This is a genomic window from Bacillus sp. LSHTCR4, assembly GCF_057197025.1.
In genome coordinates this window covers 90237-114487 of record NZ_JBXUNO010000007.1, presented here as the reverse complement: position 1 = coordinate 114487, position 24251 = coordinate 90237, and the positions used below count along the sequence as shown (strand labels likewise).

Below are 24251 nucleotides of genomic sequence, written 5' to 3'. Positions count from 1 at the left end.
TAAGAGCAAAGTAATGTTAATTCCACTTATTATAGTGAGCGCTGAGGGGGGATATAGCTGAAAAAGTTATGTTTCGTCATACTATTACTTTTCATCCTACCGGTTAGTGCTTTTGCTAATACAGATCATTTAATATTAGTGAATCTTACGACAAATCAGTTGTCCTTTTTTGAAAATGGAAATTATACAAAAACATTCTCCGTAACAACTGGAAGAGATCGTACACCTACGCCTGAGGGTAACTTTTGTATTATAACTAAATTTAAAAATAAAGAATATCATCGAAAAAAAATAGCTGGGGGTGCACCGAATAACCCTCTTGGTACGAGATGGCTTGGGCTAGATAAGAATGAATATGCGATTCACGGGACAAATCGAGAATGGACGATTGGAAGTAGGGAATCAAACGGTTGTATTCGCATGCATGATCGGGATATACAATGGTTATACGACCGAGTCCAATTACAAACAAGAGTAATCATTTCTCGTTTTCATACGAGCCCCGAATATGAAGCGAATAAGCTTGGTTATCGTGTTGTGAGCTGGAATGGTCGTAAAGTAGAAGAAGAGCAAATTGGTATGCTTACGTTAGTAGACCGTGTGGATATATATTGGCAAGAACCAAATGGGCAGTTAACGAAAGTGAAGACGGTACTGCCGAATGAAAGATATGCAGTGTACTCAAAACGAAAAGATGGAATATATTATATAGGAAACAATTTGTATATAGTGGATGAAACAGGAGAAAAAATTCGTTATGAGCAAATTCCTTCTTCGGCTTTAAGTAATATATATAAACGGAAATATAATGTTCCGTAATAGCTACCGTATTATAGACGGTAGCTTATTTCTCCTTCGAGTTTAACTGCAACTATTGTATTTTGCTGAATATAATACAGTACAGATAGGGGGCGGCTACATTATGAAAAGTGAATTTGCGTTTAAAGTTTTCTTAGTAACGACCTGTTTATTTATCGTGTATTTGTATGCGTTTCTCGTCTTTTCGTTTTATGTTCCATATGTTGATTTAATATTGTTCTTCGGATTTATTTGGGCGTTTGTTAAGGCGAGAGAAGGGGAGAAGAGTATATATCGGCGTATTACATTATGCGGGACAGCAGTTCTCGTTATTTTGTACTTTTTTATTATGCATGATTTTTGGAGGGGAATGTAAAAAAGCATACGATTAGTCGTATGCTTTTTATGTTTAATATTTTGGCTTAAATGTATGGCAACAAGTTTCTACACTCGTTGTTACAGAGCTTTCTAGCGTCTCGTTTGTTAAAACAGCAGCTGTATATGAATCATTTTCAACTTGACCAGTTTCATCTGCATCAGGTTGAACAATGATTGCACTTGCTTGACAAAAGTTACCTTGTCCCCAAAATGAGCAATTGGAAACAGAACATTTCACTTCTGGCATAAAACCCCCTCCTTATACATTAGTTTGGAATTTTACGTCCATTTCATGTGTAGAAGGAGTTTCCTTTTCTCTTTATTTTTTCGTTTGTTCAAACCATTCTTTGAACTTTTCTTTTGATTGTTCGCCGCTAATACGGCTTACTTCTTTACCATCTTTAAAATGAATAATTGTTGGTGTTCCTTGGATATTATATTTATCCCAAGGCTCGTTTAAATTTTCAATATCAATTACTTTCATATCAACATTTAAATCTTTTGCTAAAGGTACAACAGTAGGAGAGACCTTTTGACAATGAACGCAAGAGGTTTGATAAAAGTAAATCGTTTGTTCTTTTTTATCTTCTATATTTTTATTGAGATCCTCAAGAGAAATTTTATTTGAGTAGTAACCTTTTTCATCTGTCGATGCATTTTTCTTTTCCATTTGTGTTACAGCAAAGATTGCCGCAAATAAGACGATAATAATACCGCCAAATATAAGCATTTTTTTCATTCTTTCATCTCCTTATTTGTTTTTGATGACAATAAAGCTACAAACAGCGATTGTAATAAAGCCGATAAGTGCTAAAAACGGGATTGTCACAAAGCCGAACCAGTTTATGTATTCTCCCGTACATGGTACGCGGCCGCAAGCTGCCCCTGCAGCTGAAAATGCTGCGACTTTTTGAATTGCATAGTGATATAAAGAAATACAAGCACCAATACTTGCGATTGGTAAAGAATAACTTGCGATGCGATAGTCTTTTTTTACTACAGCGATACCGAGCCATAAAACGAATGGATACATGAAAATACGTTGATACCAACAAAGGACACAAGGTTCAAATTTCATGATTTCGGAAAAGTATAAACTTCCTAGTGTTGCAATAAAAGAAGCTCCCCACGCCGTAAATAAAGCATATTCTTGCTTTTTTTCTCGTCCCATATTTTATACCTCACTTATAATAGTTACATACTAAATTATAGTATGAAGTGGCACAGAAAAGAAAGAAAAAATATGTTTATCAATAAAAGTTTTATAAGGGGAAACTTTTATTGATATGAACATTTTAAAAAAGCGCTATTCTCCAGAAGAGAATAGCGCAATAGTTTACATTTGAATTTGCTCTACTTCTTCTATATGTGACTTTTGGGATGCGTGGTCAATATATTGAAATAGGAGCTGCAATTGTTTATCAACTTCTGGCAGTTCTTTACTGTATTGATAAGCGTGTAAAAAATGCTCAATACGCTTAGAAAATAATTGATCGTTCGTTTGAACCATGAGAACGAGTAATTTATCCCAATTACAGCAATACGTGTAATAGAGAGCTTTATCATAGTCATTATATGTTTGCACTGTGTACCCTCCTTACCGAGAGTTATATATAGTGTGTGATAAGTAAGGAGAAATACACTTGAAAGAATTTGTTAAGAAAAAAAGTGAATGAAAAAAAACGAGGTGCTTCCTCGCTTTTTAAGCTTTTGGCATTGGCGTAGGTGTTGGTTTGCCATAGCCTTCTTTGTATTTATTATCGATATAGTTACGAATTTCAAGCGTTGATTTTCCTTTTTGTTTCATGGAAGCAGATTCAACTGCGATTTCTAGGCAATTGACGCAAGTCGTTGCATGGGAATCCCAAACAACTTCACCATTCTTTTTAATTTCACGAATAAAGCAGTTTTTATTATTTTTATGCCCTACACTTTCACCGCAACCGCAGTAACATGGAATCCAATCTAATAGCTCTGCATTTTGTCCAGCGACAGTGTAGATATCTTTCATTTGTGGATCAAGCTTGTCTAGGAAGGTAGGAAGTGTGTCGACTCCTTTTGTTTTCTCTTGAATGTCAGCTTGCTGAGTGTGCGATGCATGGTCGTGCTCTTCTGTTGATTCAGATGATTTTTTTTCATTTGTGCTAGTAGCTCCGCATCCAGCAAGAATTAAACTCAGTACTGCAAATAAAGAAAATACATATTTCTTCATACGCTTGTCCCCTTTACAAATGTATTAATCAAATTGTATCAGAGATTATGGTGTGTTGGGTGAAGATTTTTTCGACCGATTTTTGAAATGCCATCGTAATGAATGGAATAGAAATAAAATCGGGATATAAGCGTATACAATATATAAGCCAGCTTGAGAAAGCACTGTATTTAATGTATTGATACTTTCGCGGTTTGTGAAAAATAAGGATGAAATAAATATGACTGCGATAAATAATGGTAGTGTGATTTTAAATGGTATGTGAAACGATTTTTTACTAATGCAACAAGAAGACCAAATGGTTAAACAAAGATTAGGTAAAATAATAAGATACCATAGGAAAATAATAATGTACTCAAACCTTTGGATAAAAGGAACTTTAATGATTTTTAGCATCGTTAATGTTGGCCAAATGGTATGGTGTAGCTGTCCAGGACTATAGTACATAAGGGAAACAATTGCCAGTACTACGTATAAAACAGTTGAAAAAGCAATACCACCATGTGCCCATTTATTTATCGATTTTCCTTTTTTAATAAACGGATAAAAAATAAGAATCGCTTCGAATCCAAGAAATTCTAATGCAGATGCTTTCGTTGCCTTGAGAATTTCTAAAGGTGAATGAGCGAGTATTGGGAAAATGTTACGGACATGTGCATATTTCATTGGGAAAACTAAGAAAAATAGGACGAAAATCGGTATGATAACGCCCCAAAAACATATTCCTGTTACAGACCGCAAGCCACCTCTAATTATGTAATAAGCTACCAGTAAAAATAGTAAGGTTAATTTCCACGGTTTAATTGTAGGAAAGACCCAAACTTGAATCACTTCAATATATGAACGAAGAACAGTAAGGCAAAATAATAAAAGATATGCGGCAAAGCATACGGAAAAAAATTTTCCAATCCACTTTCCGAAACATGTCGTATGAATATTCATTAAATCATTATCTTTTTCTAACATTTTAAGCATACAAAATAAGACGATATGAGTTGCAATACCAGCGATAATAAGAGAAATCCAAGAATCATAACCGGCAAATTGCGCAATAATCCTTTGGTATCCTAACACACCTACTCCAATTTGAAGAGAGTGTAATAGAAGAAATGTGAAATAAGGGGAAACAGTATGTGTTTTATCTTGTTCAGCCATGATAGCACCTCACTATTCTCCGATACCAGATTGTACGACATTAATCTTTACATTGACAGCAACGTCTACGTTAGGATACATGTTCTGAATTTGTTTTATGCTCCATTGTCTCGAGTGACTACGAATTTCTTCACGTATACCAATTGGATCGATTTCATTTTCTTGGAATTGTTTTATTAATTTGTTTAAATCCTTCTCAAGCGATTTTTCTACATGTCTTTTTACGTAAGTTACATTTTTGCTCTTCGATAAATCAAGCCAGCTGGGAGCATTTTTTACGAGTCCATTTAATTTTAAGTGTATGTTAACTCTTGGAATATCACCGTTTTGAGAAAGGGAACAAACACTATTTCCAGATAAGTTTTGGGTCGCGATTAAGCCTTTATGTTTACCCTGACGTATCGGAACTTCGTAACGCCCATTTTTAGTTGGATTAATGAGTAATTTAAATAAAAAAGACCTTTTCTTATCTGTATACATAACCACTTTATCTTTTTTTAAAAATGCGAGCCCTTTAATGGAAGCAGATTTGTCTTCTGATACTTGAATGTAAGGCAGAAATGGATCGCATCCAGATGAATAGAAGTTATATAAAAAAATATTTAAAGCTGTCCGTGGGATTGTCTCGTTTTTTATATTTTGTTCCAGTAATTCAGATAGATATAGCGATCCATTTGTTTTGACATGTTTAAGTAATTCTTCTGCTGAACCATCTACAAGCGCTAATTGCACATCTCGGCCAATGTTAGGATCACGTTGTAAGTTGTTAATAACATCTCCAAGTCCATGTTCACCAAATGCTTTTCCAAATAGGACGGCACGCATTTGACCTACAGCGATCGTATGTGGCGATTTGGCGTTTAGAAGAGAAGAGATTGTTTCAATTGTACCTGCATTAGTGGATTGAGTTTCTGGTTTAGATTGTACTCCTTTTGTGTAATCGGGATATAAAATTGTCCCGCGAAAATTTTTATCTTTCCTTATATCGAATCCACCTACGTGAATCATTCGCTGTGTATCGACTATATTTGCTTCTGTACAACCAGATTGGAAAATTAAAATGATAATGAAAAAGCATAATAAAATATTTTTCATTTTTCCTCACCATCGCGTTTTTCTTTCGCCTTGTTTGGATCATAGCGCCATTTCTTTTTCGGTCTTAGAAAAGAAGCACGTCCTGCAGTTTGACTAAATGGAAGGCGAAGGAGTCCTTCAGCTGTACCTAACCCGCGAAATGGGTATAAAGGTAATAAATAAGGTGATCCAAGTGATTTTAAGCGAATTAAATGAGCCAATATGAATACAAATCCGACAATAAGACCTACACCACCAAATGCTCCGGCTAAAATGATGAGAGGGAATCGTAATATCCGGATAGTAGAAGACATTTTTACTGTCGGTGTTGTAAAAGAAGCTAGTGCAGACAGCGCAACCGCAATTAATAAGATGGTGCTTGTTAAAGCAGCCTCAACTGATGCTTGCCCAATTACAATTCCGCCAACAATACCAATCGTTTGGCCGACTTTAGTCGGTAAACGAGCCCCAGCTTCGCGCAGTAATTCGATTGTAATTTCTAAAAAAAGTGCCTCCAAAACAGGTGGGAATGGTACGTTGGCTCGAGAATAAATAATTGGTCCAAGTAAATCAGCCGGAATCATTTGATAGTGATATGTTAATACAGCTGTATAAATAGCTGATGAAAATAGAGAGAATGCTGCTCCAAAAAAGCGAACTAATCTAAGAAATGAGCCAGCTATCCATGGTAAATAATAATCTTCTGGAGAGACGAAGAAATCGAGTAATGTCGCTGGTCCGGCTAATGCATATGGTGAACCGTCTGTTAAAATGACAACCCCTCCATTCAGTAATGCATAAACGGAGCGATCTAAACGCTCTGTCGGTAGTAAAACCGGGAAGGGGGAGTTGCTATTATCACTAATAAGCTGTTCAACTAGAGTTGCATCAAAAGGGTAATCAAAATCAATATCTTGTAGACGTTGCGTTGCGGTGTTAATATGCTGTTCATTTGTAATTCCTTCGATGTAAGCAACTACGATCTTGGTTTTTGACATAGAACCAACGCTAACTTCTTTGAAGATTAATTGCTCGGTTACGATATTTCGGCGTAATAAATGTATATTTATATCAACGTTTTCAACGAAGCCAACTTTAGGGCCAATAACACTATATTCATTTTCCGTGTCATTTACTAAACGAGTTCCTAACACTGTACTTTCAGCGCGTAGAAGTGCATACGCTTCTTGCTCTGAACCTTTTTTTAGCTGTAATAACACATACCCACTTAATAATTTTTCGCGAATATCATCAATGGAAGGAGAGATGATGATGTCTTCAATAGATACAATATTTAAGATATCATCAATATGTTGAATTTCGTCCGATTTATCTTTTATAGGTGCTAAAATGAATCGCTTAATAATAAGTGATTCTACTGTCGATTTATAATAAAACAAACATAATGTGCCATTTTCTATAATGTTATAAGAAGAAAAGTCGCTCGATTCTGTCATAGTATGGATAAACTCTGGAATAGAACAGTCGGTTTGTTTTTTCTTTTTAGATGATAAACGAAACATTTTCGCACCTCCTAACATATATCATTTACTTATGTTAGTTTTTGGGAAAGACGGGAATTTATACTTGAAAATTGAAAGTTCATAAAGAAAAGGAAGAGTATTAAAAATCTCTTCCTTTTTGGTGTGTTAATTTGTTTTCTTTTCCTTAATCGATTTTACTAATTTAATCATTTCTGCTCGTATATCTTCTTTTTTTACATTTAATTTTTCGGCAATTTGTTTCATATCCATTCCGTCTTTTTTCATTTTTAGCACATCATCAAGGGGAGTATTACTTTTTTGAGAGATGATTGTTAATACCGTGAGCTGACGTAATCCAATATTATATTCTTTCATTTTTTGTTTTAGCCCGTCTGGTGTAGATTTTTGCATATTTGCTAATTCTTGCAGTAGCGCCTTTTTCGTTTCTTTATTCATATGATGCTTTTTCAACTTACTTGGATCTACCCCGAAATGCTCAGCTGTTTTCTCCCAAGATTTATTTTGCTTATAGTAAGCTAAAACATCTTTAATTTCTTTTTTACTCATTCTTGCAATGTGAGCAGCTTTCCAGATTTCATGTTTGTTATAGCCAAGTTTTTCGAGCGATTGCATTTCTTCTTCTGAAATTGGTTTATGATGATGCAATGTTACTTCTTTTGGCGTAGCGGCGAAAGTAGGGAAGACGGTTGCCCCGAATAATAATGTTGCCATAGTCATACTTACTGCGATTTTTTTGTACATATAAACTCCTCCTAGATGGATAATGTGGAAAACTGTACACATATCATTTCCATAAAATGTGAAATACTTGTGAACAAATCAAGTTTTTTTATTCAAAATATGAAATAACGTTTTTGAAAGTTTTCCAACATAAAACATTGATTAATAGTAAAAAACTAAGGTATAATCGAAATTGAAAATCAATATCAATAATAAGCGTATACATATAGATAAAAATAAGGGAGAGAAAAATATGACTACATATACTTCCATCGCAAATGTGATTAAAGAAAGACGTTCTGTTCGTACATTTACAGATAAAGCAGTAGAAAAAGAGTTATTAATTGAACTATTAAACGACGCAACATGGGCACCAAATCATAAACACCGTGAACCATGGAATTGTAAATTATACATTGGAGAAGGCCGTAAGAAATTGGTAGACGCAGTATTAAACTCTTTCACAGAAGAAGAAAGAGCGAAACGCGGTAAAATTTTATCTGATCGTTTCTTAAGCACGCCAGCACAAATCGTTGTATATATAAATGAAGACCCACGTCAAATTCAACGTGACGAAGATTACGCTGCAACATGTGCATTTATGCAAAACTTCCAACTTCTTGCTTGGGAACGCGGTTTAGGTTGTGTTTGGAAATCAGGTGGATTAAACTACAATCCATTATTTATAGAAGGACTCGGTTTAACAAGAGGTCAACGCATCGTTGGAATTCTTCACCTTGGCTATTTCGATAAAGCACCAGAAGGAAAAGCTCGTACACCGATTACGGAGAAGATGGAGATTATTGAAGGTTAATTTCATATTTATTTATAAAAGAAGCACATTCCTAAAATTAGGAATGTGCTTCTTTTATAGTTCATTGGAATATGTATTAATTCGGTAGCAATAGAGAAGCACGGTTTAATTTTAAATATTGTCCTTCTTGAATCGTTAAATAGCGCTCTTCTTTAAAGTTATCATTGCTAATGATGTTTTTTAAGCCATTTACAGTACTATTTGCATGTAGGGAGTAGTATCCTGTTGCTCCATCATTTGGAACCAACTTATACTCACCGGCAGGAACATCAATTCCTACTCGGTACATGCCTGGAATTAGTTCTTTACCGTCTAATGGGATTTTTTCTACTTTAATTGCAGGTAACATTTGAGCACGTTTTAGCTGTAAATATTGTCCATCTTCTACAGTAAGAAATCTAAACGTTGCAAAATTATCATTCTGTAAAATGTTGTTAGAAGATCCAGTACTATCTTTTAGAACTGCAAAATAAGCACTTTGCCCTTGTTCGGCTAAAAGAAAGTATTCACCAGCAGGCAAATCTGTACCAACCTTATACATACCAGATTTAATACTTTCATCTTTTTTCGGTTCGGGCTTTGCTGTATCAGCAGTTGTAGTTGGCTTAGATTCAGAAGAATTTAGCGTTGTTTCTTCTTGTTTTTTGGGTTCATTTGCTTTTTGTGTTGTTTCTTTTGTGTTTCCTTCACATGCTGTTAAGAGAATAAGGAAACAAGCAAGACATAAAACATAACATTTCTTCATGTTGTAACTCCTTGATGTGTAATATTTTTATACTCTAATAGTATAACTTTAGGATATTTAAAATACTAGTGTTCTGTGAATAAATGGTATTTAATGAAGATTGAGTTTATTTATAAAATGAATGAACAATGCTATTTTATTATGCAATCAATCCTCATGAAAGCTTGTTCTCAATCATACACTTTCTTAAGGGAAAGTGTAAGGAGGGAAAATAATGAGAGCAAGTGACGATAAAGCACTGCAATATGCGATTGCGGAAATTACGGAAATTGCGACTGGATTTGGGCTTGATTTTTATCCGATGCGTTATGAAATATGTCCAGCGGAAATTATTTATACATTTGGTGCATATGGGATGCCGACGAGGTTTTCACATTGGAGTTTTGGAAAACAGTTTTTCAGAATGAAATTACAATACGATTTAGGTCTTAGTAAAATATACGAACTCGTTATTAACTCTGATCCATGTTATGCCTTTTTATTAGATACGAACTCGTTAATTCAAAATAAATTAATCGTAGCGCACGTGTTAGCGCACTGTGATTTCTTTAAAAATAATATTCGTTTTTCAAATACGAAGCGAGATATGGTAGAAAGTATGTCAGCAACAGCTGAACGGGTGAAAGCATATGAGCATAAGTACGGGAAAGAAGAGGTAGAAACATTTTTAGATGCCGTACTTGCCATTCAAGAGCATATTGACCCGTCGCTCATGCGTCCGAAACTAGCGTGGAGTATTGATGATTTAGAAGAGGAAGAAGTAGAAAAGAAAAAGGCATCGCAATACGATGATTTATGGAATTTAGATGATCGCAATAAAAAGAGGGAACGGCCCAATGTACGTAAAAAGAAGAAAATTCCGCCGCAACCAGAGAAAGATTTACTCCTCTTTATTGAAGAATATAGCCGTGAGCTAGAAGATTGGCAGCGGGACATATTAACGATGATGCGTGAGGAAATGTTATATTTCTGGCCGCAGCTTGAAACGAAAATCATGAATGAAGGCTGGGCATCCTTCTGGCATCAACGCATACTTCGCGAAATGGACTTAACATCTGATGAAGCAATTGAATTTGCGAAATTAAATGCAGGTGTCGTACAGCCATCAAAAACAAACATTAACCCATACTACCTTGGTATTAAAATGTTTGAAGATATTGAAGAACGCTACAACAACCCGACAGAAGAAATGAAACGACGCGGCGTCAAACCAGGATCTGGTCGAGACAAAATCTTTGAAGTACGCGAAATCGAATGGGATGTATCGTTCCTAAGAAACTATTTAAATAAAGATCTTGTTATGCGAGAAGATATGTACTTATTCCAGCGTCAAGGAAAAGAATATAAAGTAATAGATAAAGAATGGGAACATGTACGTGATCAGCTTGTAAATATGCGTACAAATGGTGGTTTCCCGTACTTAGTAGTAGAAGACGGAGACTACTTAAAGAACGGAGAATTGTACATTAAACATAGTTACGAAGGAATCGAGCTTGATTTAAAATACTTAGAAAAGGTATTACCATATCTTCATCAGCTGTGGGGAAGAACGGTGCATATGGAGTCAATTGTAGAGAGTAAGGGCGTTGTGTTTTCTTATGATGGGAAGATGGTGCATCGGAAGTATGTGTGATGAAAAGAACGGACATAGAATGCTATGTTCGTTCTTTTTTATTTGGAACAAGGTTAAATATGCTATTCTTGAAAAAGGGAGTTATATAGAGAAATGGAGAGGTTCAAATGAGCAAAGTAGGGGTAGGTAAGGTGGATATTACGCCGCCTATAGGTATTGATTTTGTCGGATACCATAGAGAGACAGGAATAAATAATATTGAAGAACGTATTTATGGAACGGTTTTTGTATTTGAAAAAGATGAAATGAAAACTGTGTTTATAAGTATTGATAATATTGGAATGTTAATAGAAGATACGAATATGATTCGTGAGCGAGTAGCAAGAGAACTTCATGTTCCATTTGAGCAAATAACAGTTGTTTATACACATACCCACTCTGGTCCAGAAACGGTCGGTGATAATCCGCTCGTACAGTCGTATAAAACGATTTTAGTAAATAATGTAGTACACGGTGCTGTTACTGCGAATAAAAACTTGAAGCGATGCGAAGTAGGCTGGGGTGTTACGACAGGTGATATTGGGGTCAACCGAAGAGAGCGAACATCTGATGGAAGAGCAAAGATGGGCACAAATATAGATGGTGTTGTAGATAAACGAATTGGCATGTTAGCAATAAGAGATGCTGAAACGAAGGAGTTATCTGGGATTGTAGTATTTTGTACGGCGCATCCGAATGTTTTAAAAGGTGATAGTGATGTATTATCAGCAGACTATCCGGGGATGACAAGAAAGATTCTTGAGAAGACCGTAAATTGTCCTGTTATGATTGTTCAAGGTGCTGCTGGAAATGTGAATGCGAAGTATCGCGGTTCAAGGGAAGCATTAAACCAAATGGCTTACATGCTTAGTGGACATGTATTAACGATGTTGCCAACAGTTACATATAGCCCAATTGTAAATGTAAGGACAGTTTCAAGTACGATGCAAATGAAGTTGAAGGATATCCCTGAAATTGATGAGATAGGAAGAATGGCTCGGTTCGCCGAGAAGCAGTGGGGCGTGAATACGGATGAATGGCTTACTATCGTTTTAGAGAAATATAAGCAAGGTATTCGGCAGTTACGTATTGATTTAGAAGTTCAACTGTTTCAAGTTAATGATGGTATGTTTTCAGGTGTACCGATGGAACCTTTTTCAGAGACTGCGTTAGAAATGAAAGAGCGTCTTCAAAATGAATTAGCTTTCTTTGGTGGATATATGAATGGATATATTGGTTACTTACCGACAAGGGAAGAGTTTGAATATGGTGGATATGAAGTGGAATTAAGCCCTGTTGTGTATGGATCGGTTACGAATTTATTGATGCCACCGGGGGAGAATACTGCGGAGTTGGTTGTGAAGAGAGTTATGGAATTATATAACGCGTAAAAAATATATTCAGTAGAATAAAATGTAAAGAAATTAATGATTTTTAATACAGCTATAGAAAAACGAATCCATTTTGAAGAAGATGAATCAAAATGGATTCGTTTTTTGTTTACCAGACAGGTCGTATATTTGACGATAATTTCTCTGTATTTTCTTTAGTAACGAATGTTGTTAAATCTTCTTTTAGCATTTGCATTCGTTCTGTACCTATGTTTTCAATCCATCGCTGCTCTATTTCAGCTACTATTTCTTCTTTAGCTTTCATTACTGCTAAACCACGTTCGGTTAAAATAATGATTTTACCTCTTTTATCAGTAGGGTGTGTTTTACGTGTAACGTAGCCACTATTCTCAAGAGAATCCACCATTTTACTTACAGCTTGTTTGGAAATCCCTAAATACTCAGCTAGTTCTATACCAGTTGCTCCATTAGGTAGAATGCGTTTAAACATAAATCCATGTGCTGGTCTAATATCCTCAAATCCCAATTCACTTAATCTGTCATGTAGCTCAGTAATTAATGTACTAAAGGATAATGATAAAAGTGAAGTAAGATCTAACTCGTTAAATGTTTGATTCATGTATATAACCTCCGCACTTTTAGTCAATTAAGTTGACTATATATAATACTTATTGTACTATACACATTATAGTCAATCAAATTGACTATATTATGTTGGTAGAACAAATAATGATTTATATAATATAGAATCAATGGAGGTTTCACATGGTCAATATCGTAAAAGTTAGAGGGAGTGTCTTTGCACCATATGCATCGCTGGAACCTATTAAGGATCCTGCAACAGGAAGATCATTTGAATATGCTGGAGATGCACGTGAGTTTACACCATACGCAGCGAACGCAAAGCGTTCAAGATTAGAACAAGAAGTGAATATTGATTTTTATAAAAGAAAAATTTTCACATATGCAGATGCTTGTATCGTCACAGTGAAGATTACAAATCCAGATGGATCAACTGAGTATCAAAAAGGAGAAACAAGTACAGAAAACATTGTATGTACGAATATCGTATGGGGCGAGGATGAAGTTTCATTTGAAATGAGAGCAAGTGCCAGTAATCCGTTAAATGCGGCAGCACCTGCAGCTGATTATTTGTTGGCTATACGAGCTAATAAAAGTGGTACTGTGCATGTTGAAGGTGTACATGATGGTTTTCCTTGCTATGAATTTTATAAACAAGTAGATTTTGGTTCGTTTGAATTAATATATACACATGATTTTAGAGAAACAAATGATACTCCAGCAGCACTAGCTGGAGAGATGGAATATAGCTTTAAAATGACAGTCTAAACATAAATATAGCGCTATTTTTTAGAAGGAAATAGAAAAGTAAAAGAGAAATCTATTGGTTTTAGGATTGAAATTATGGTCTGTTTTATTTAATAGCATTCAGTATCTAAAATAAAATTATAGAGGTGTTTCTGATGATTAATATCGTAAAAATTAGAGCCAGTGTCTTTATTCCAATGTCTTGGACAGAAGCTAAGAAGGATATGGAAACAGGAAAAATAATTCAATTCGAAGGTGATTCGCGTGAATTTACACCACATGCAGTAAATACGATGCGCTCTAGAGTTGAGCAAGAGGTAGTAGTTGATTTCTATAAAGAAGAAGTGTTTTCATATGCGAACACGGGTATTACGACCGAGAAGGTTACAAGTCCAGATGGTTCTGTGAGTAAAAGAACAGGGAAAGCAAGTACAGAAAATATTGTTTGTACTGATATCACATGGAATTCTGAAGGTGTGCAATTCAAAATGAGTGCGAGTGCAAGTAATCCATTAAATGTATATGCACCTCCTGTGGATTATGTATTACATGTATGTGTGAAAAAGGACGGCAGTATTGATGTTCAAGGAGAGCATGATGGTTTCCCTTGTTTTGAATTTTATAAGCAAGTAGATTTCGGTCCATTTGAAAAAATATATACACATGATTTTAGAGAAACTGGTGATACAGCGGCAGCGCTAGGCGGGAACATGGATTATAGTTTTACACAGAGATTATAGGAAGTATGGCAATGGAATGATGGGTTGCTTCATTTGTAAAGAACTTGGAGAAATCTAAGTTCTTTTTTATCCCGCTTTAACGGGCAGTAAGACCCCTCACCTCAAAATTCAGCGGAAGCAAAGAAGTTAGGTGGGGGATCAACTGTCCGTAAAAGCCCGATTGGTGAGGGCTGATTAAAGTTTCACTTTATTTGTTTCAAATTTGTGAAAGAAAGATATATTGATTGAAATTAACTTTTTTATAATTTATTATATACCCATACAGGTATAGGTTTTGTGTATGTGATACATGAGAAAATTAAATAATAAATAATATGGAGGTTTGAAATATGTCCAGAAAAATAGTTGTAGTAGGTGGAGTTGCTGGCGGGGCATCAGTGGCTGCAAGGCTTCGTCGTTTAAGTGAAGAAGATGAAATTATTATGGTTGAGCGCGGTGAATATATTTCATTTGCAAATTGTGGATTACCATACTATATTGGCGGTGTCATTACAGAAAGACAAAAATTATTAGTACAAACTGTTGAAAGAATGTCGAAGCGTTTTAATTTAGATATACGTGTATTGAGTGAAGTAGTAAAGATTAATAAAGAAGAGAAAACAATTACGATAAAGAATGTAACGACAAATGAAACATATAACGAGGAATATGATATTGTAATTCTTTCACCAGGGGCTAAACCAATTGTCCCATCTATCCCGGGTATTGAAGAAGCGAAGGCGTTGTTTACGTTACGAAATGTACCGGATACAGATCGTATTAAAGCGTATATTGATGAGAAGAAACCACATCATGCGACGGTTATTGGTGGCGGATTTATTGGAGTGGAAATGGTTGAGAATTTAAGAGAACGTGGGATTGAGGTTACTCTTGTAGAGATGGCAAATCAAGTGATGCCACCAATCGATTATGAAATGGCAGCATATGTGCATGAGCATATGAAAAATCACGATGTTGAGCTTGTTTTTGAAGATGGTGTAGATGCATTAGAAGAGAGCGGGAATGTTGTACGTTTAAAAAGTGGCTCAATTATAGAGACGGATATGATTATTTTAGCAATTGGTGTACAACCAGAGAGTAGTTTAGCGAAGGATGCAGGATTAGCATTAGGAGTTAGAGGGACGATAAAAGTAAATGAGAAATTTCAAACATCGGATCCACATGTATATGCAATTGGTGATGCGATTGAAGTGAAAGATTTTGTTACAGAAACAGAAACGATGATTCCGTTAGCGTGGCCAGCTAATCGTCAAGGTCGCATGTTAGCAGATATTATTCATGGTCATACGGATTCTTTATATAAAGGTACGCTTGGAACTTCTGTAGCTAAAGTTTTCGATTTAACAGTTGCTTCGACGGGAGTAAATGAGAAAATATTAAAACGATTAAATATACCCTATGAGGTAGTACATGTGCAGGCGAATTCTCATGCTGGATACTATCCGAATGCTACGCCAGTGCTAATAAAATTAATTTTTAATAAAGATAGCGGAAAAATTTATGGAGCGCAGGCGTTAGGGCGTGACGGTGTAGATAAGCGTATGGATGTTATCGCAACGGCTATAAAAGCAAATTTAACTGTAATTGATTTGCCAGATTTAGAATTATCATATGCACCGCCTTATTCTTCTGCAAAAGATCCAGTAAACATGGTAGGGTATGCGGCAAGTAATATAGTAGATGGTTTTGTGGAAACAGTCCAATGGCATGAGATAGATCGTATTGTTGAAAATGGTGGATATCTTATTGATGTTCGAGAGCCTAATGAACTAAAACAGGGAATGATTAAAGGTTCTATTAATATTCCTTTAGATGAATTACGTGATCGTTTGGATGAAGTGCCAGTGGATAAAGAAATATATATTACTTGTCAACTTGGTATGAGAGGGTATGTGGCAGCACGCATGTTAATGGAAAAAGGGTATAAGGTAAAGAATGTAGATGGTGGTTTTAAGTTGTATGGAACGGTATTACCCGACCGTATTGTATATTGATGTTTTTTCATCTTCCACTTCAAAATTTGGTGGAAGATGAAAGCCTATAGATGAAGGTTTCGCTTTGTGTTTTGTGAATGTATAAGATAAAATTTTAAAATAGGGGTTTACAATATACCCTATAGGGTATATGATATTGTCATAAGTTATAAATAGTGACATAATGGTAATGAGGTGATTATACAATGGAATATAATCAAGATATGAAAAATAGATTGAAACGTATTGAAGGTCAAGTTCGTGGTGTGCTTCGTATGATGGAAGAAGGAAAAGATTGCCGAGAGGTTATTACACAGTTAACGGCATCTCGTTCTGCACTTGATCGTACAATTGGCCTCGTTGTTGGGACAAATTTAGAGCAATGTTTGCGTGAACAGTTTGAAAGTGGTAATGGCTCAAATGAAGAGTTAATTAAAGAAGCTGTTCAATTACTTGTAAAAAGCCGATAATCTGTCAAACGTAAGTGTTGACAGATTTTCAAAAACATTTTAATATACCCCTACAGGTATATGTATATAAATTATGGAGGAATCGACTATGAGTATAAAAGTGGATATGAGTTTAGATTGTAAAGGTTTGGCTTGTCCGATGCCGATTGTGAAAACGAAGAAGGCGATAGAAGGATTGGCGTCAGGACAAGTGATTGAAATTAAAGCAACAGATAAAGGATCTACAGTAGATATACAAAGCTGGGCGAATAAAGTTGGGCATCAATATATCGGGACGAAACAAGAGGGCGATATTTTAATGCATTACGTTAGGAAAGCACATGAGCATGAAGTGAATAAAGTAACGAAGTATCCTCATACAATTACGAATACGGAGTTGGAAGAGATATTATTAAGTGATGAAGAGTGTATTGTATTAGATGTTCGAGAAGCAGCGGAATTCGCTTTTGGTCATATTCCATCGGCCATTTCGGTGCCGTTAGGAGAGTTAGACAGTGCAGCTTTAGATCAGACGAAGCAAATTTATGTTGTTTGCCGAACTGGTAACCGTAGTGATGTTGCTTGCCATATGTTGAAAGAGAAAGGTTATGCAAATGTGAAAAATGTCATTCCAGGTATGTTAGAGTGGCAAGGGAATATAAAGAATTAAATTTTTTTAAATGTAAATATACCATAGGGGGTAAAAAGATGAGTGTTAAATCATTACAAGCAAAAGATGTGGCAGAGAAAGTTTTATTCGGAGAGTTGTTTATTTTAGATGTTCGTAATGAGACGGATTATGAAGATTGGAAAATTGAAGGGAAAGAAGTTACTTCAATGAATGTGCCGTACTTTGATTTATTAGAGGGTGTAGATCATATTGTAAGTGAATTACCTAAAGATAAAGATGTTTTAGTAGTATGTGCAAAAGAAGGGTCTTCTATATTTGTGGCAGAGCAATTAACAGAGGCTGGATTAGAAAATATTTATTATTTATCTGGTGGTATGAAGGCTTGGAGTGAATATGTAAAGCCGTTAAAAGTAGGAGATGTACAGGGCGGAGGAAGTATATATCAATTTAACCGTCTTGGAAAAGGCTGTTTATCTTATATGGTCGTTTCAAATGGTGAAGCAGCAGTTATTGATGCAGTAAGAACAGTTGAAGCGTATGAAGAATTTGCGAAAGAGCATGCTGTTTCGATTACGAATGTAATGGATACACATTTACATGCAGACCATATTTCTGGAGGACGTAAGTTAGCGGAAAAAGTAGGTGGTACGTATTGGTTACCGCCAAAAGATGCGGAGGAAGTTGTTTTCTCATACAAACCGCTCGTTGAAGCATCTGTTATTACGGTGGGGGGTACTAAAATTGAAATTGACGCATTATACTCGCCAGGGCATACGATTGGAAGTACATCATTTATTGTAGATGATTCCTATTTATTATCAGGCGATATTTTATTTGTAGATTCAATCGGGCGTCCGGACCTTGCTGGGAAAGCTGAAGATTGGGTAAGTGATTTACGTAATACTTTGTATAGCCGATATAAAGAACTATCTCAAAGTTTAATTGTGTTACCGGCTCATTATTCAAAAATAAGTGAAATGGACGAAAGTGGTATTGTTAGTGCAAAATTAAAAGATTTGTTTGCGAATAATGCAGGGTTAAATATTGAGGATGAGGTAGAGTTCCGTAAAACTGTAACAGAAAACTTACCACCTCAGCCAAATGCATATGAAGAAATCCGTCAAACGAATATGGGTAAAATTCATCCGGGTGTGGAAGAAGAGCGTGAAATGGAAATTGGTCCAAATCGTTGTGCAGTTCATGATTCATTATAAAATAAAGCTTGAATTAGTAGGGGTATCCCGACTATAACCTAACGTTTTTACAGATGAAATTTGAAATGGAGTATTACTACCCGCAAATAGCGGGATAAGAATAACAAACTGGAGGAATAGATGATGAATGTAAAACAAGTATTAGATGCGAAAGATTTAGCATGTCCAATGCCGATTGTAAGAACGAAGAGAGCGATGGATACTTTGCAAACGGGAGAAGTGTTAGAAGTACAAGTAACGGATAAAGGATCGCTTAAAGATATTCCAGCGTGGGCAAATAAAAGTGGCCATGACATCTTAAAGCGCGAAGAAGAAGGCGATGTGCTGAAGTTTTGGATTAAGAAGGCGTAGGAAAAAATAATGTTATAAATGCAGAGAGGTTGGTTATATGAACACAATATTAAGTACGCTTTTCATTGTACTTGCTGCATGGTTTGTTATGTCACGCTTTTTACCCGTGAAAGGTGTCCAAAATATAAATGGAAAAGAATTAAAAAGTATAGTGGATAAAAAGGGGAAACAATTTATCGATGTTCGTACAGTAGGTGAATATAGAGGAAGTCATATGAAGGGATTTCAGAATATCCCGTTAAATGAGTTAGCTAGTAAAGCAAATCAATTAGATAAAAATAAGGAAGTAATCGTTATTTGCCAGAGCGGGATGAGAAGTAAGCAAGCAGCAAAAGTATTAAAGAAATTAGGGTTTCAGCACGTTATCAATGTTTCAGGTGGTATGAATGGTTTGTGAGGAGGAAATGTAAAATGAAAGAAATGACAGCAAAAGAATTAGAAGAAAAATTGTTACGTAAAGAAGCAGTAAATATCGTAGACGTACGTGAAGTAGAAGAAGTAGCTGAAGGGAAAATTTCAGAAGCGTGTAACATTCCACTAGGACTGTTAGAATTTCGTATGCATGAGTTGGATAAAAAGAAAGAATATATTATCGTTTGTCGCTCTGGCGGAAGAAGTGCAAGAGCAGTTCAGTTTTTAGAAGGTTACGGTTTTCGAGTGGTTAATATGGTAGGTGGTATGTTAGCTTGGGAAGGTAAAGTAGAATAGAGCGAACATAAACGATTTTTTATAAATTTTAAAATACCCCTATAGGTAATTCGGAGGAGAAAAAAACATGGAACAGAAGAAAACAACAATCGTTTTATTTAGCGGAGATTATGATAAAGCGATGGCTGCTTATATTATTGCAAATGGTGCAGCGGCGTACGATCAAGAAGTAACAATTTTTCATACTTTCTGGGGATTAAATGCCTTAAGAAAAGATGAACATGTAGAGGTAAAGAAGACTTTTATAGAGAAAATGTTTGGAAAAATGATGCCACGTGGTGCTGATAAGATGGGATTATCGAAAATGAATTTTGCAGGTATGGGACCAAAGATGATTAAAGGTATTATGAAAAAACATAATGCGATGCCTTTACCAGATTTAATAGATTTGGCGAAAGAACAGGGGATTAAACTTGTAGCTTGTCAAATGACAGTAGATTTATTAGGGTTAAAAGAGGAAGAGATTATGGAAGGGGTAGAGTTTGCAGGAGTAGGAGCGTATTTAGCTGATGCTTCGGATGGGAATGTAAACTTATTCATTTAAATGACCTTCTTTTTAGAAGGCGGGGGATATAAGATGAGTTTAGTCATATTACTTTTTATAATTGGGTTTATAGGATCGTTTATATCAGGAATGGTTGGAATTGGCGGTGCGATTATTAATTATCCGATGATTTTATACATTCCGGTATTGCTAGGATTTTCTGGCTATACATCACATGAAGTGAGTGGTATTACAGCGGTGCAAGTATTCTTTGCAACTTTTGCAGGGGCATGGGCCTATCGGAAAAGTAATGATATGGATAAAACGCTAGTTGTATATATGGGAGCTAGTATATTAATAGGAAGTTTCATAGGGAGTTTTGGTGCTAACGTATTAGCGGAACATACGGTCAATGTTGTTTATGCAGCGTTAGCAACAATAGCTGCTATTATGATGTTCGTACCGAAACGAAATAACGGTGATGAAATGAAATATAATAAATGGTTAGCAAGTTTGTTAGCATTTATTGTAGGAGGCGCATCAGGTATTATAGGTGCTGGAGGTTCGTTCCTGTTAGTTCCGATTATGCTAGTTATTTTAAAATTGCCGATACGTACAACGATAGCAACATCTATCGCTATTACGTTTATTTCCTCAGTAGGGATTACGACTGGAAAAGTAATAACTGGACAAGTAGTTGTAATTCCAGCTCTTATTATTGCGATTGCAAGTATCTTTGCCGCGCCGCTTGGAGCGCGAGTTGGGAAAAAGATCAATCAAAAAGCACTGCAATATATGTTATCGATTTTGATTGTAGGTACAGCTATTAAGATGTGGATTGATATGATATCGAAATAAAAGGATGGTGCTGCTTGCAGCCCATCCTTTTATTTATGCCCAAATCACTTTCATTAAGTTTTTGTATTCGTCATTTGCTAATTTATATAGCATTCTCGTATGTTCAAAGACAAGTGCTGGATTGAAATTTGGTTCTGAGAATGCAAGAGATGTTGAAATATCAATTGCATTTTGCTTGTTTAATGTGAATTTTGCAAATCGATAAGATGTGTTTAATTCATTAATAACGTGCAAAATATCATTTGTTGCTGTAGCATCAGGTACGTGAGCAACATTGAAGCAATATATATCTACAGTAGGATGTTCGTTTTGGAAAGCAGCGATAAGTTGGATTTTTGCGCCAGCTTCTGTCTCTAACCCTACTGAAAAATGAACAGAACCATCATTCTCATCTATATTTTCTTCCATGTATATATCGTTGGATTTTAAGTAGTCTTTAAAATCAGAGATGTTATGTTTTACTGCAGCTTTCATATGTATGAGCCCCCTGTTAATTGGAATAGATTGCTACTATTTATTATAATTTAAAAATATTAAAAAAGATAGTTAGAAAGTTCTGATTTTTAACTATGAAGCAATAAAAAGAAGCAGTTCTCTACCTCCATAGAGAACTGCTTCTTTTTTATTCATTGTCGTTAGACGATGTTCCTTTGTCTTCATTGCTATTTTTTGATTTATTGTTACTTGATTCGCGTTCACTTGTATTGTCAGACTTAGATTCTTTTGTTTTCTCTGTACTTGTTTTCTTTGAATCAGAGTCTGTTTTTGTATATGCAGGTAATCCAAGATGAGTACGAAGATCGTTTGTAATATTTGCTAATTCTTTTTTATCTGGATTGTAGTAATATGTTCGGCCGCCACCAGCAGATTTGCTACATGTATCGTCACCTTTTTCCATATAGCAGTCTTCACCTTGAATTTGTAATTTCTCAATTTCTGAATCCGATCCATACTTATAGAATGAAAGCATATCATCGAATGTTAAGTTTGTAACGAATTGTCCGTTAATATCATCAATGATGTTACCAACTTTTGTTACAGATCCAACGCTTGTTAGTTTCTTTAAAATCGCTTCAATAACGAGTTGTTGACGTTGTCCACGCATTGCATCACTATCGATGTGGCGCGTTCTAGCAAGAGCAAGAGCTTCTTCACTATTTAGCTTTTGAACACCTTTTTTCAGATGAATTGCATTAGCATTATCATTACTATCTTGTTCAGTAAATTCAACTGGTACATCGACTTCTATCCCGCCTAAATCATCGACAATTTTCATAAATGATTTGAAATTAAACTTTACAAAGTAATCGACAGGAACATTCATTAATTTTTCAACTGCATCGATACTTGCTTGTGGTCCACCATCTTTTCCGTTTTTAGTAGAACCGTATGCATGAGCGTGTGTAATTTTATCTTTTTTCTTTTCCACTGGAATATACGTATATGTATCTCGTGGAATACTTAATAGTTTTACAGTTTTGCTATCTTTATTAAACGTTGCAAGCAATAGTGCGTCCGTTCTTATAGCTTCACCATATTCTTTTCCTCGGACATCGCTTTCATCAACACCCATTACTAAGACAGAGACATTGTTTGTAATAGGTTTTACAGCTTTATCACGTAAATCAGATTTATCACCGCGTGCTAAATCGTGTGCGGCATTTCGAACAGCAGAAGATGCTTTATTTACTAAAAACCAAGTATAACCGCCACCTACTATTAAAAAGAATAGAATAACGCTTATAATAATTTTTATTTTTTTCTTACTTTTTTTCGGTTTACTGCGTGTATTTTCTTGCAAAGATGGGTTTTGCTCCATTTCCTGTACTCCTTCATTTGGATTGAAATACGACACTCATATCCACTTATTATAATGAAATTTAGCGAAAAAAAACATTACAAAACATTTACATTTCGTAAAAATTCAATATATTTATAAAAAGTCAGATTTTCTATATTATATTTTTCAGATGTAGAATAAGTATAAGTTGTTTTAGTAGAAATGAAAATATGTATTGTGAGAAAGTGATAGAGAAGTAAGATTTGTTGAAATATAGCCAAGAAGAAACGAGTAGGTTTACTTATTTCTTCTATATAATAAAGAAGAATGTTACGGATAAAGGAGAGAGCGTAATGAATCATACATCATTCCGAGCAATTGTTGTGAACGAAACAGAAAATAAGCAGTTTGTAAGAAACGTTGTAGTGAGAGAAGTAAGTAGTTTACCTGAAGGGGACGTATTCATACAGGTTCATTATTCTTCATTAAATTATAAAGATGCTCTTTCAGCCACAGGCAATAAAGGTGTTACGAGAACATATCCTCATACGCCAGGAATTGATGCAGCAGGAGTGGTTGTGAGTAGTAAAGATGAAACCATTAAGTCAGGAGATCAAGTCATTGTAACGGGATATGATTTAGGTATGAATACTTCTGGTGGTTTCGGAGAATATATTCGCGTGCCGGCGTCTTGGGTTGTCCCTTTACCAGAGGGAATGTCATTAAAGGAAAGTATGATGTACGGGACCGCCGGTTTTACCGCCGCTTTATCAGTATATAAGCTTATTAGAGCAGGAGTAACGCCTAGTATGGGCGATGTTTTAGTAACGGGTGCTACAGGCGGCGTAGGAAGTGTAGCTGTTAGTATTTTAAGTAAGTTAGGGTTTAGCGTAGTAGGAGCGACAGGAAAAATGGAAGAGGAACAGATGCTACTACGTCTAGGAGCGAAAAAGGTGATTCATCGCGCAGAATTGAATGATGAATCAGGAAGACCAATGCTTAAAGGAATATACGCCGGAGTTATCGATACTGTAGGTGGGCACATGTTAGAAACAGCTTTAAAAACGGTAAAGTATGGCGGATGCATAACGACATGCGGTAATGTGGCAGGCCATGAATTACAAACAACGGTATATCCGTTTATTTTGCGAGGCATAAGCCTGTTAGGAGTAGATTCTGTACAGTGCCCAGTAGATGTGAGAAGAGATGTATGGACGCTTCTAGCAAATGAATGGGAAAACAAAGAGTTACTATCTTATACAGAAGAATGTACATTAGAAGAATTAGATGAGAAGTTTACACTTATATTGCAAGGAAAGTTAAAAGGAAGAACGGTTGTAAATATGAAATGAAAAAAGAGACGCTAACG

30 protein-coding genes are annotated in these 24251 nt (G+C 35.5%); 17 read left to right on the top strand and 13 right to left on the bottom strand.

Translation table 11 applies throughout. The features are described from left to right. The first annotated feature begins 57 nt into the window (after positions 1-57). Together AC2CGR_RS26335 and AC2CGR_RS26330 are read left to right on the top strand one after the other, a co-directional pair. Positions 58-819 carry a L,D-transpeptidase gene (locus tag AC2CGR_RS26335; protein ID WP_071726442.1) on the top strand — a complete coding sequence of 254 codons (762 nt, stop codon included), beginning with the start codon at positions 58-60 and terminating at the stop codon, positions 817-819. A gap of 103 nt (positions 820-922) precedes the next feature. Next, on the top strand, positions 923-1174 hold the full coding sequence (locus tag AC2CGR_RS26330) for a hypothetical protein (RefSeq protein WP_000834195.1): 252 nt from the start codon (positions 923-925) through the stop codon (positions 1172-1174). Between the two features lie 33 nt (positions 1175-1207). Here the strand turns inward: AC2CGR_RS26330 and AC2CGR_RS26325 are convergent, their stop codons facing one another. The 9 genes from AC2CGR_RS26325 to AC2CGR_RS26285 form a co-directional block, all read right to left on the bottom strand. Next, positions 1208-1423, bottom strand: a complete 216-nt coding sequence (locus tag AC2CGR_RS26325) for a DUF1540 domain-containing protein (protein WP_029437527.1) — start codon at positions 1421-1423, stop codon at positions 1208-1210. Between the two features lie 72 nt (positions 1424-1495). Next, positions 1496-1915 carry a thioredoxin family protein gene (locus tag AC2CGR_RS26320; protein ID WP_029437528.1) on the bottom strand — a complete coding sequence of 140 codons (420 nt, stop codon included), beginning with the start codon at positions 1913-1915 and terminating at the stop codon, positions 1496-1498. Between the two features lie 12 nt (positions 1916-1927). Further along, positions 1928-2347 carry a disulfide formation protein C gene (locus AC2CGR_RS26315; protein ID WP_000532258.1) on the bottom strand — a complete coding sequence of 140 codons (420 nt, stop codon included), beginning with the start codon at positions 2345-2347 and terminating at the stop codon, positions 1928-1930. 165 nt (positions 2348-2512) lie between these two features. Beyond that, entirely contained in the window at positions 2513-2761 is a 249-nt protein-coding gene (locus AC2CGR_RS26310; protein WP_001195458.1) for a YhdB family protein, read from the bottom strand. Between the two features lie 117 nt (positions 2762-2878). After that, a complete protein-coding gene (locus AC2CGR_RS26305) occupies positions 2879-3388 on the bottom strand; it encodes a PCYCGC domain-containing protein (protein ID WP_087968308.1) in 510 nt (169 codons plus the stop codon). A 45-nt stretch (positions 3389-3433) separates the two neighbouring features. Continuing rightward, positions 3434-4543 carry a GerAB/ArcD/ProY family transporter gene (locus tag AC2CGR_RS26300; protein WP_087968309.1) on the bottom strand — a complete coding sequence of 370 codons (1110 nt, stop codon included), beginning with the start codon at positions 4541-4543 and terminating at the stop codon, positions 3434-3436. A 12-nt stretch (positions 4544-4555) separates the two neighbouring features. Next, a complete protein-coding gene (gene gerYC, locus AC2CGR_RS26295) occupies positions 4556-5638 on the bottom strand; it encodes a spore germination protein GerYC (protein WP_087968310.1) in 1083 nt (360 codons plus the stop codon). After that, positions 5635-7140 carry a spore germination protein GerYA gene (gene gerYA, locus AC2CGR_RS26290; RefSeq protein ID WP_087968311.1) on the bottom strand — a complete coding sequence of 502 codons (1506 nt, stop codon included), beginning with the start codon at positions 7138-7140 and terminating at the stop codon, positions 5635-5637. Before gerYA ends, gerYC begins: the two co-directional genes overlap by 4 nt. Before the next feature lie 126 nt (positions 7141-7266). Next, entirely contained in the window at positions 7267-7863 is a 597-nt protein-coding gene (locus tag AC2CGR_RS26285) for a hypothetical protein (RefSeq protein WP_029437532.1), read from the bottom strand. Between the two features lie 232 nt (positions 7864-8095). Here AC2CGR_RS26285 and AC2CGR_RS26280 point away from each other — a divergent pair, with 232 nt between their 5' ends. Beyond that, positions 8096-8656, top strand: a complete 561-nt coding sequence (locus tag AC2CGR_RS26280) for a nitroreductase family protein (protein ID WP_000214824.1) — start codon at positions 8096-8098, stop codon at positions 8654-8656. A 76-nt stretch (positions 8657-8732) separates the two neighbouring features. On the opposite strand, the gene AC2CGR_RS26275 is transcribed toward AC2CGR_RS26280, so the two are convergent. Next, positions 8733-9401, bottom strand: a complete 669-nt coding sequence (locus tag AC2CGR_RS26275) for an Rv1352/Rv1906c domain-containing protein (protein WP_087968313.1) — start codon at positions 9399-9401, stop codon at positions 8733-8735. 214 nt (positions 9402-9615) lie between these two features. On the opposite strand from AC2CGR_RS26275, the gene spoVR reads away from it, so the two are divergent. Together spoVR and AC2CGR_RS26265 are read left to right on the top strand one after the other, a co-directional pair. After that, the gene (spoVR, locus tag AC2CGR_RS26270; protein ID WP_029437533.1) at positions 9616-11034 is read left to right on the top strand and encodes a stage V sporulation protein SpoVR; all 1419 of its coding nucleotides are present in this window, start codon (positions 9616-9618) and stop codon (positions 11032-11034) included. Positions 11035-11141: 107 nt separating this feature from the next. Then, positions 11142-12404, top strand: a complete 1263-nt coding sequence (locus AC2CGR_RS26265) for a neutral/alkaline non-lysosomal ceramidase N-terminal domain-containing protein (RefSeq protein ID WP_484481346.1) — start codon at positions 11142-11144, stop codon at positions 12402-12404. A gap of 109 nt (positions 12405-12513) precedes the next feature. Here the strand turns inward: AC2CGR_RS26265 and AC2CGR_RS26260 are convergent, their stop codons facing one another. Further along, complete coding sequence (locus AC2CGR_RS26260; RefSeq protein ID WP_087968315.1) at positions 12514-12984, bottom strand: MarR family winged helix-turn-helix transcriptional regulator; 471 nt, start codon at positions 12982-12984, stop codon at positions 12514-12516. 146 nt (positions 12985-13130) lie between these two features. Between AC2CGR_RS26260 and AC2CGR_RS26255 the strand changes: the two genes are divergently transcribed. The 11 genes from AC2CGR_RS26255 to AC2CGR_RS26205 all read left to right on the top strand — a co-directional run bounded on the left by AC2CGR_RS26255 (position 13131) and on the right by AC2CGR_RS26205 (position 21102). Continuing rightward, the gene (locus AC2CGR_RS26255; RefSeq protein ID WP_087968316.1) at positions 13131-13715 is read left to right on the top strand and encodes a DUF3238 domain-containing protein; all 585 of its coding nucleotides are present in this window, start codon (positions 13131-13133) and stop codon (positions 13713-13715) included. A 134-nt stretch (positions 13716-13849) separates the two neighbouring features. Continuing rightward, positions 13850-14434 (top strand): DUF3238 domain-containing protein, encoded by a 585-nt coding sequence (locus AC2CGR_RS26250; RefSeq protein WP_087968317.1) that lies wholly within the window; start codon positions 13850-13852, stop codon positions 14432-14434. A 329-nt stretch (positions 14435-14763) separates the two neighbouring features. After that, positions 14764-16428 carry a CoA-disulfide reductase gene (gene cdr / locus AC2CGR_RS26245; RefSeq protein WP_087968318.1) on the top strand — a complete coding sequence of 555 codons (1665 nt, stop codon included), beginning with the start codon at positions 14764-14766 and terminating at the stop codon, positions 16426-16428. 185 nt (positions 16429-16613) lie between these two features. Next, positions 16614-16877: a metal-sensitive transcriptional regulator gene (locus AC2CGR_RS26240; RefSeq protein WP_000456206.1), complete on the top strand. Its 264-nt coding sequence runs from the start codon at positions 16614-16616 to the stop codon at positions 16875-16877. Between the two features lie 88 nt (positions 16878-16965). Next, positions 16966-17526, top strand: coding sequence for a sulfurtransferase TusA family protein (locus AC2CGR_RS26235; protein WP_087968319.1), 561 nt, complete (start codon positions 16966-16968; stop codon positions 17524-17526). 38 nt (positions 17527-17564) lie between these two features. After that, positions 17565-18701, top strand: coding sequence for an MBL fold metallo-hydrolase (locus AC2CGR_RS26230; RefSeq protein ID WP_087968320.1), 1137 nt, complete (start codon positions 17565-17567; stop codon positions 18699-18701). Between the two features lie 120 nt (positions 18702-18821). After that, positions 18822-19052: a sulfurtransferase TusA family protein gene (locus tag AC2CGR_RS26225; protein ID WP_087951427.1), complete on the top strand. Its 231-nt coding sequence runs from the start codon at positions 18822-18824 to the stop codon at positions 19050-19052. Positions 19053-19089: 37 nt separating this feature from the next. Further along, complete coding sequence (locus tag AC2CGR_RS26220; protein WP_029437544.1) at positions 19090-19449, top strand: rhodanese-like domain-containing protein; 360 nt, start codon at positions 19090-19092, stop codon at positions 19447-19449. A 14-nt stretch (positions 19450-19463) separates the two neighbouring features. Beyond that, entirely contained in the window at positions 19464-19760 is a 297-nt protein-coding gene (locus AC2CGR_RS26215; protein WP_131101444.1) for a rhodanese-like domain-containing protein, read from the top strand. 67 nt (positions 19761-19827) lie between these two features. Beyond that, entirely contained in the window at positions 19828-20304 is a 477-nt protein-coding gene (locus AC2CGR_RS26210; RefSeq protein WP_029437546.1) for a DsrE/DsrF/DrsH-like family protein, read from the top strand. 33 nt (positions 20305-20337) lie between these two features. Further along, entirely contained in the window at positions 20338-21102 is a 765-nt protein-coding gene (locus AC2CGR_RS26205) for a sulfite exporter TauE/SafE family protein (RefSeq protein WP_087968322.1), read from the top strand. 33 nt (positions 21103-21135) lie between these two features. Here the strand turns inward: AC2CGR_RS26205 and AC2CGR_RS26200 are convergent, their stop codons facing one another. Together AC2CGR_RS26200 and AC2CGR_RS26195 are read right to left on the bottom strand one after the other, a co-directional pair. Beyond that, positions 21136-21576 carry a hypothetical protein gene (locus tag AC2CGR_RS26200; protein WP_000642359.1) on the bottom strand — a complete coding sequence of 147 codons (441 nt, stop codon included), beginning with the start codon at positions 21574-21576 and terminating at the stop codon, positions 21136-21138. A 148-nt stretch (positions 21577-21724) separates the two neighbouring features. Beyond that, positions 21725-22921 (bottom strand): LCP family protein, encoded by a 1197-nt coding sequence (locus tag AC2CGR_RS26195; RefSeq protein WP_087968323.1) that lies wholly within the window; start codon positions 22919-22921, stop codon positions 21725-21727. Between the two features lie 314 nt (positions 22922-23235). On the opposite strand from AC2CGR_RS26195, the gene AC2CGR_RS26190 reads away from it, so the two are divergent. Continuing rightward, positions 23236-24234 carry a YhdH/YhfP family quinone oxidoreductase gene (locus AC2CGR_RS26190; RefSeq protein ID WP_001016978.1) on the top strand — a complete coding sequence of 333 codons (999 nt, stop codon included), beginning with the start codon at positions 23236-23238 and terminating at the stop codon, positions 24232-24234. Positions 24235-24251: the final 17 nt, after the last annotated feature.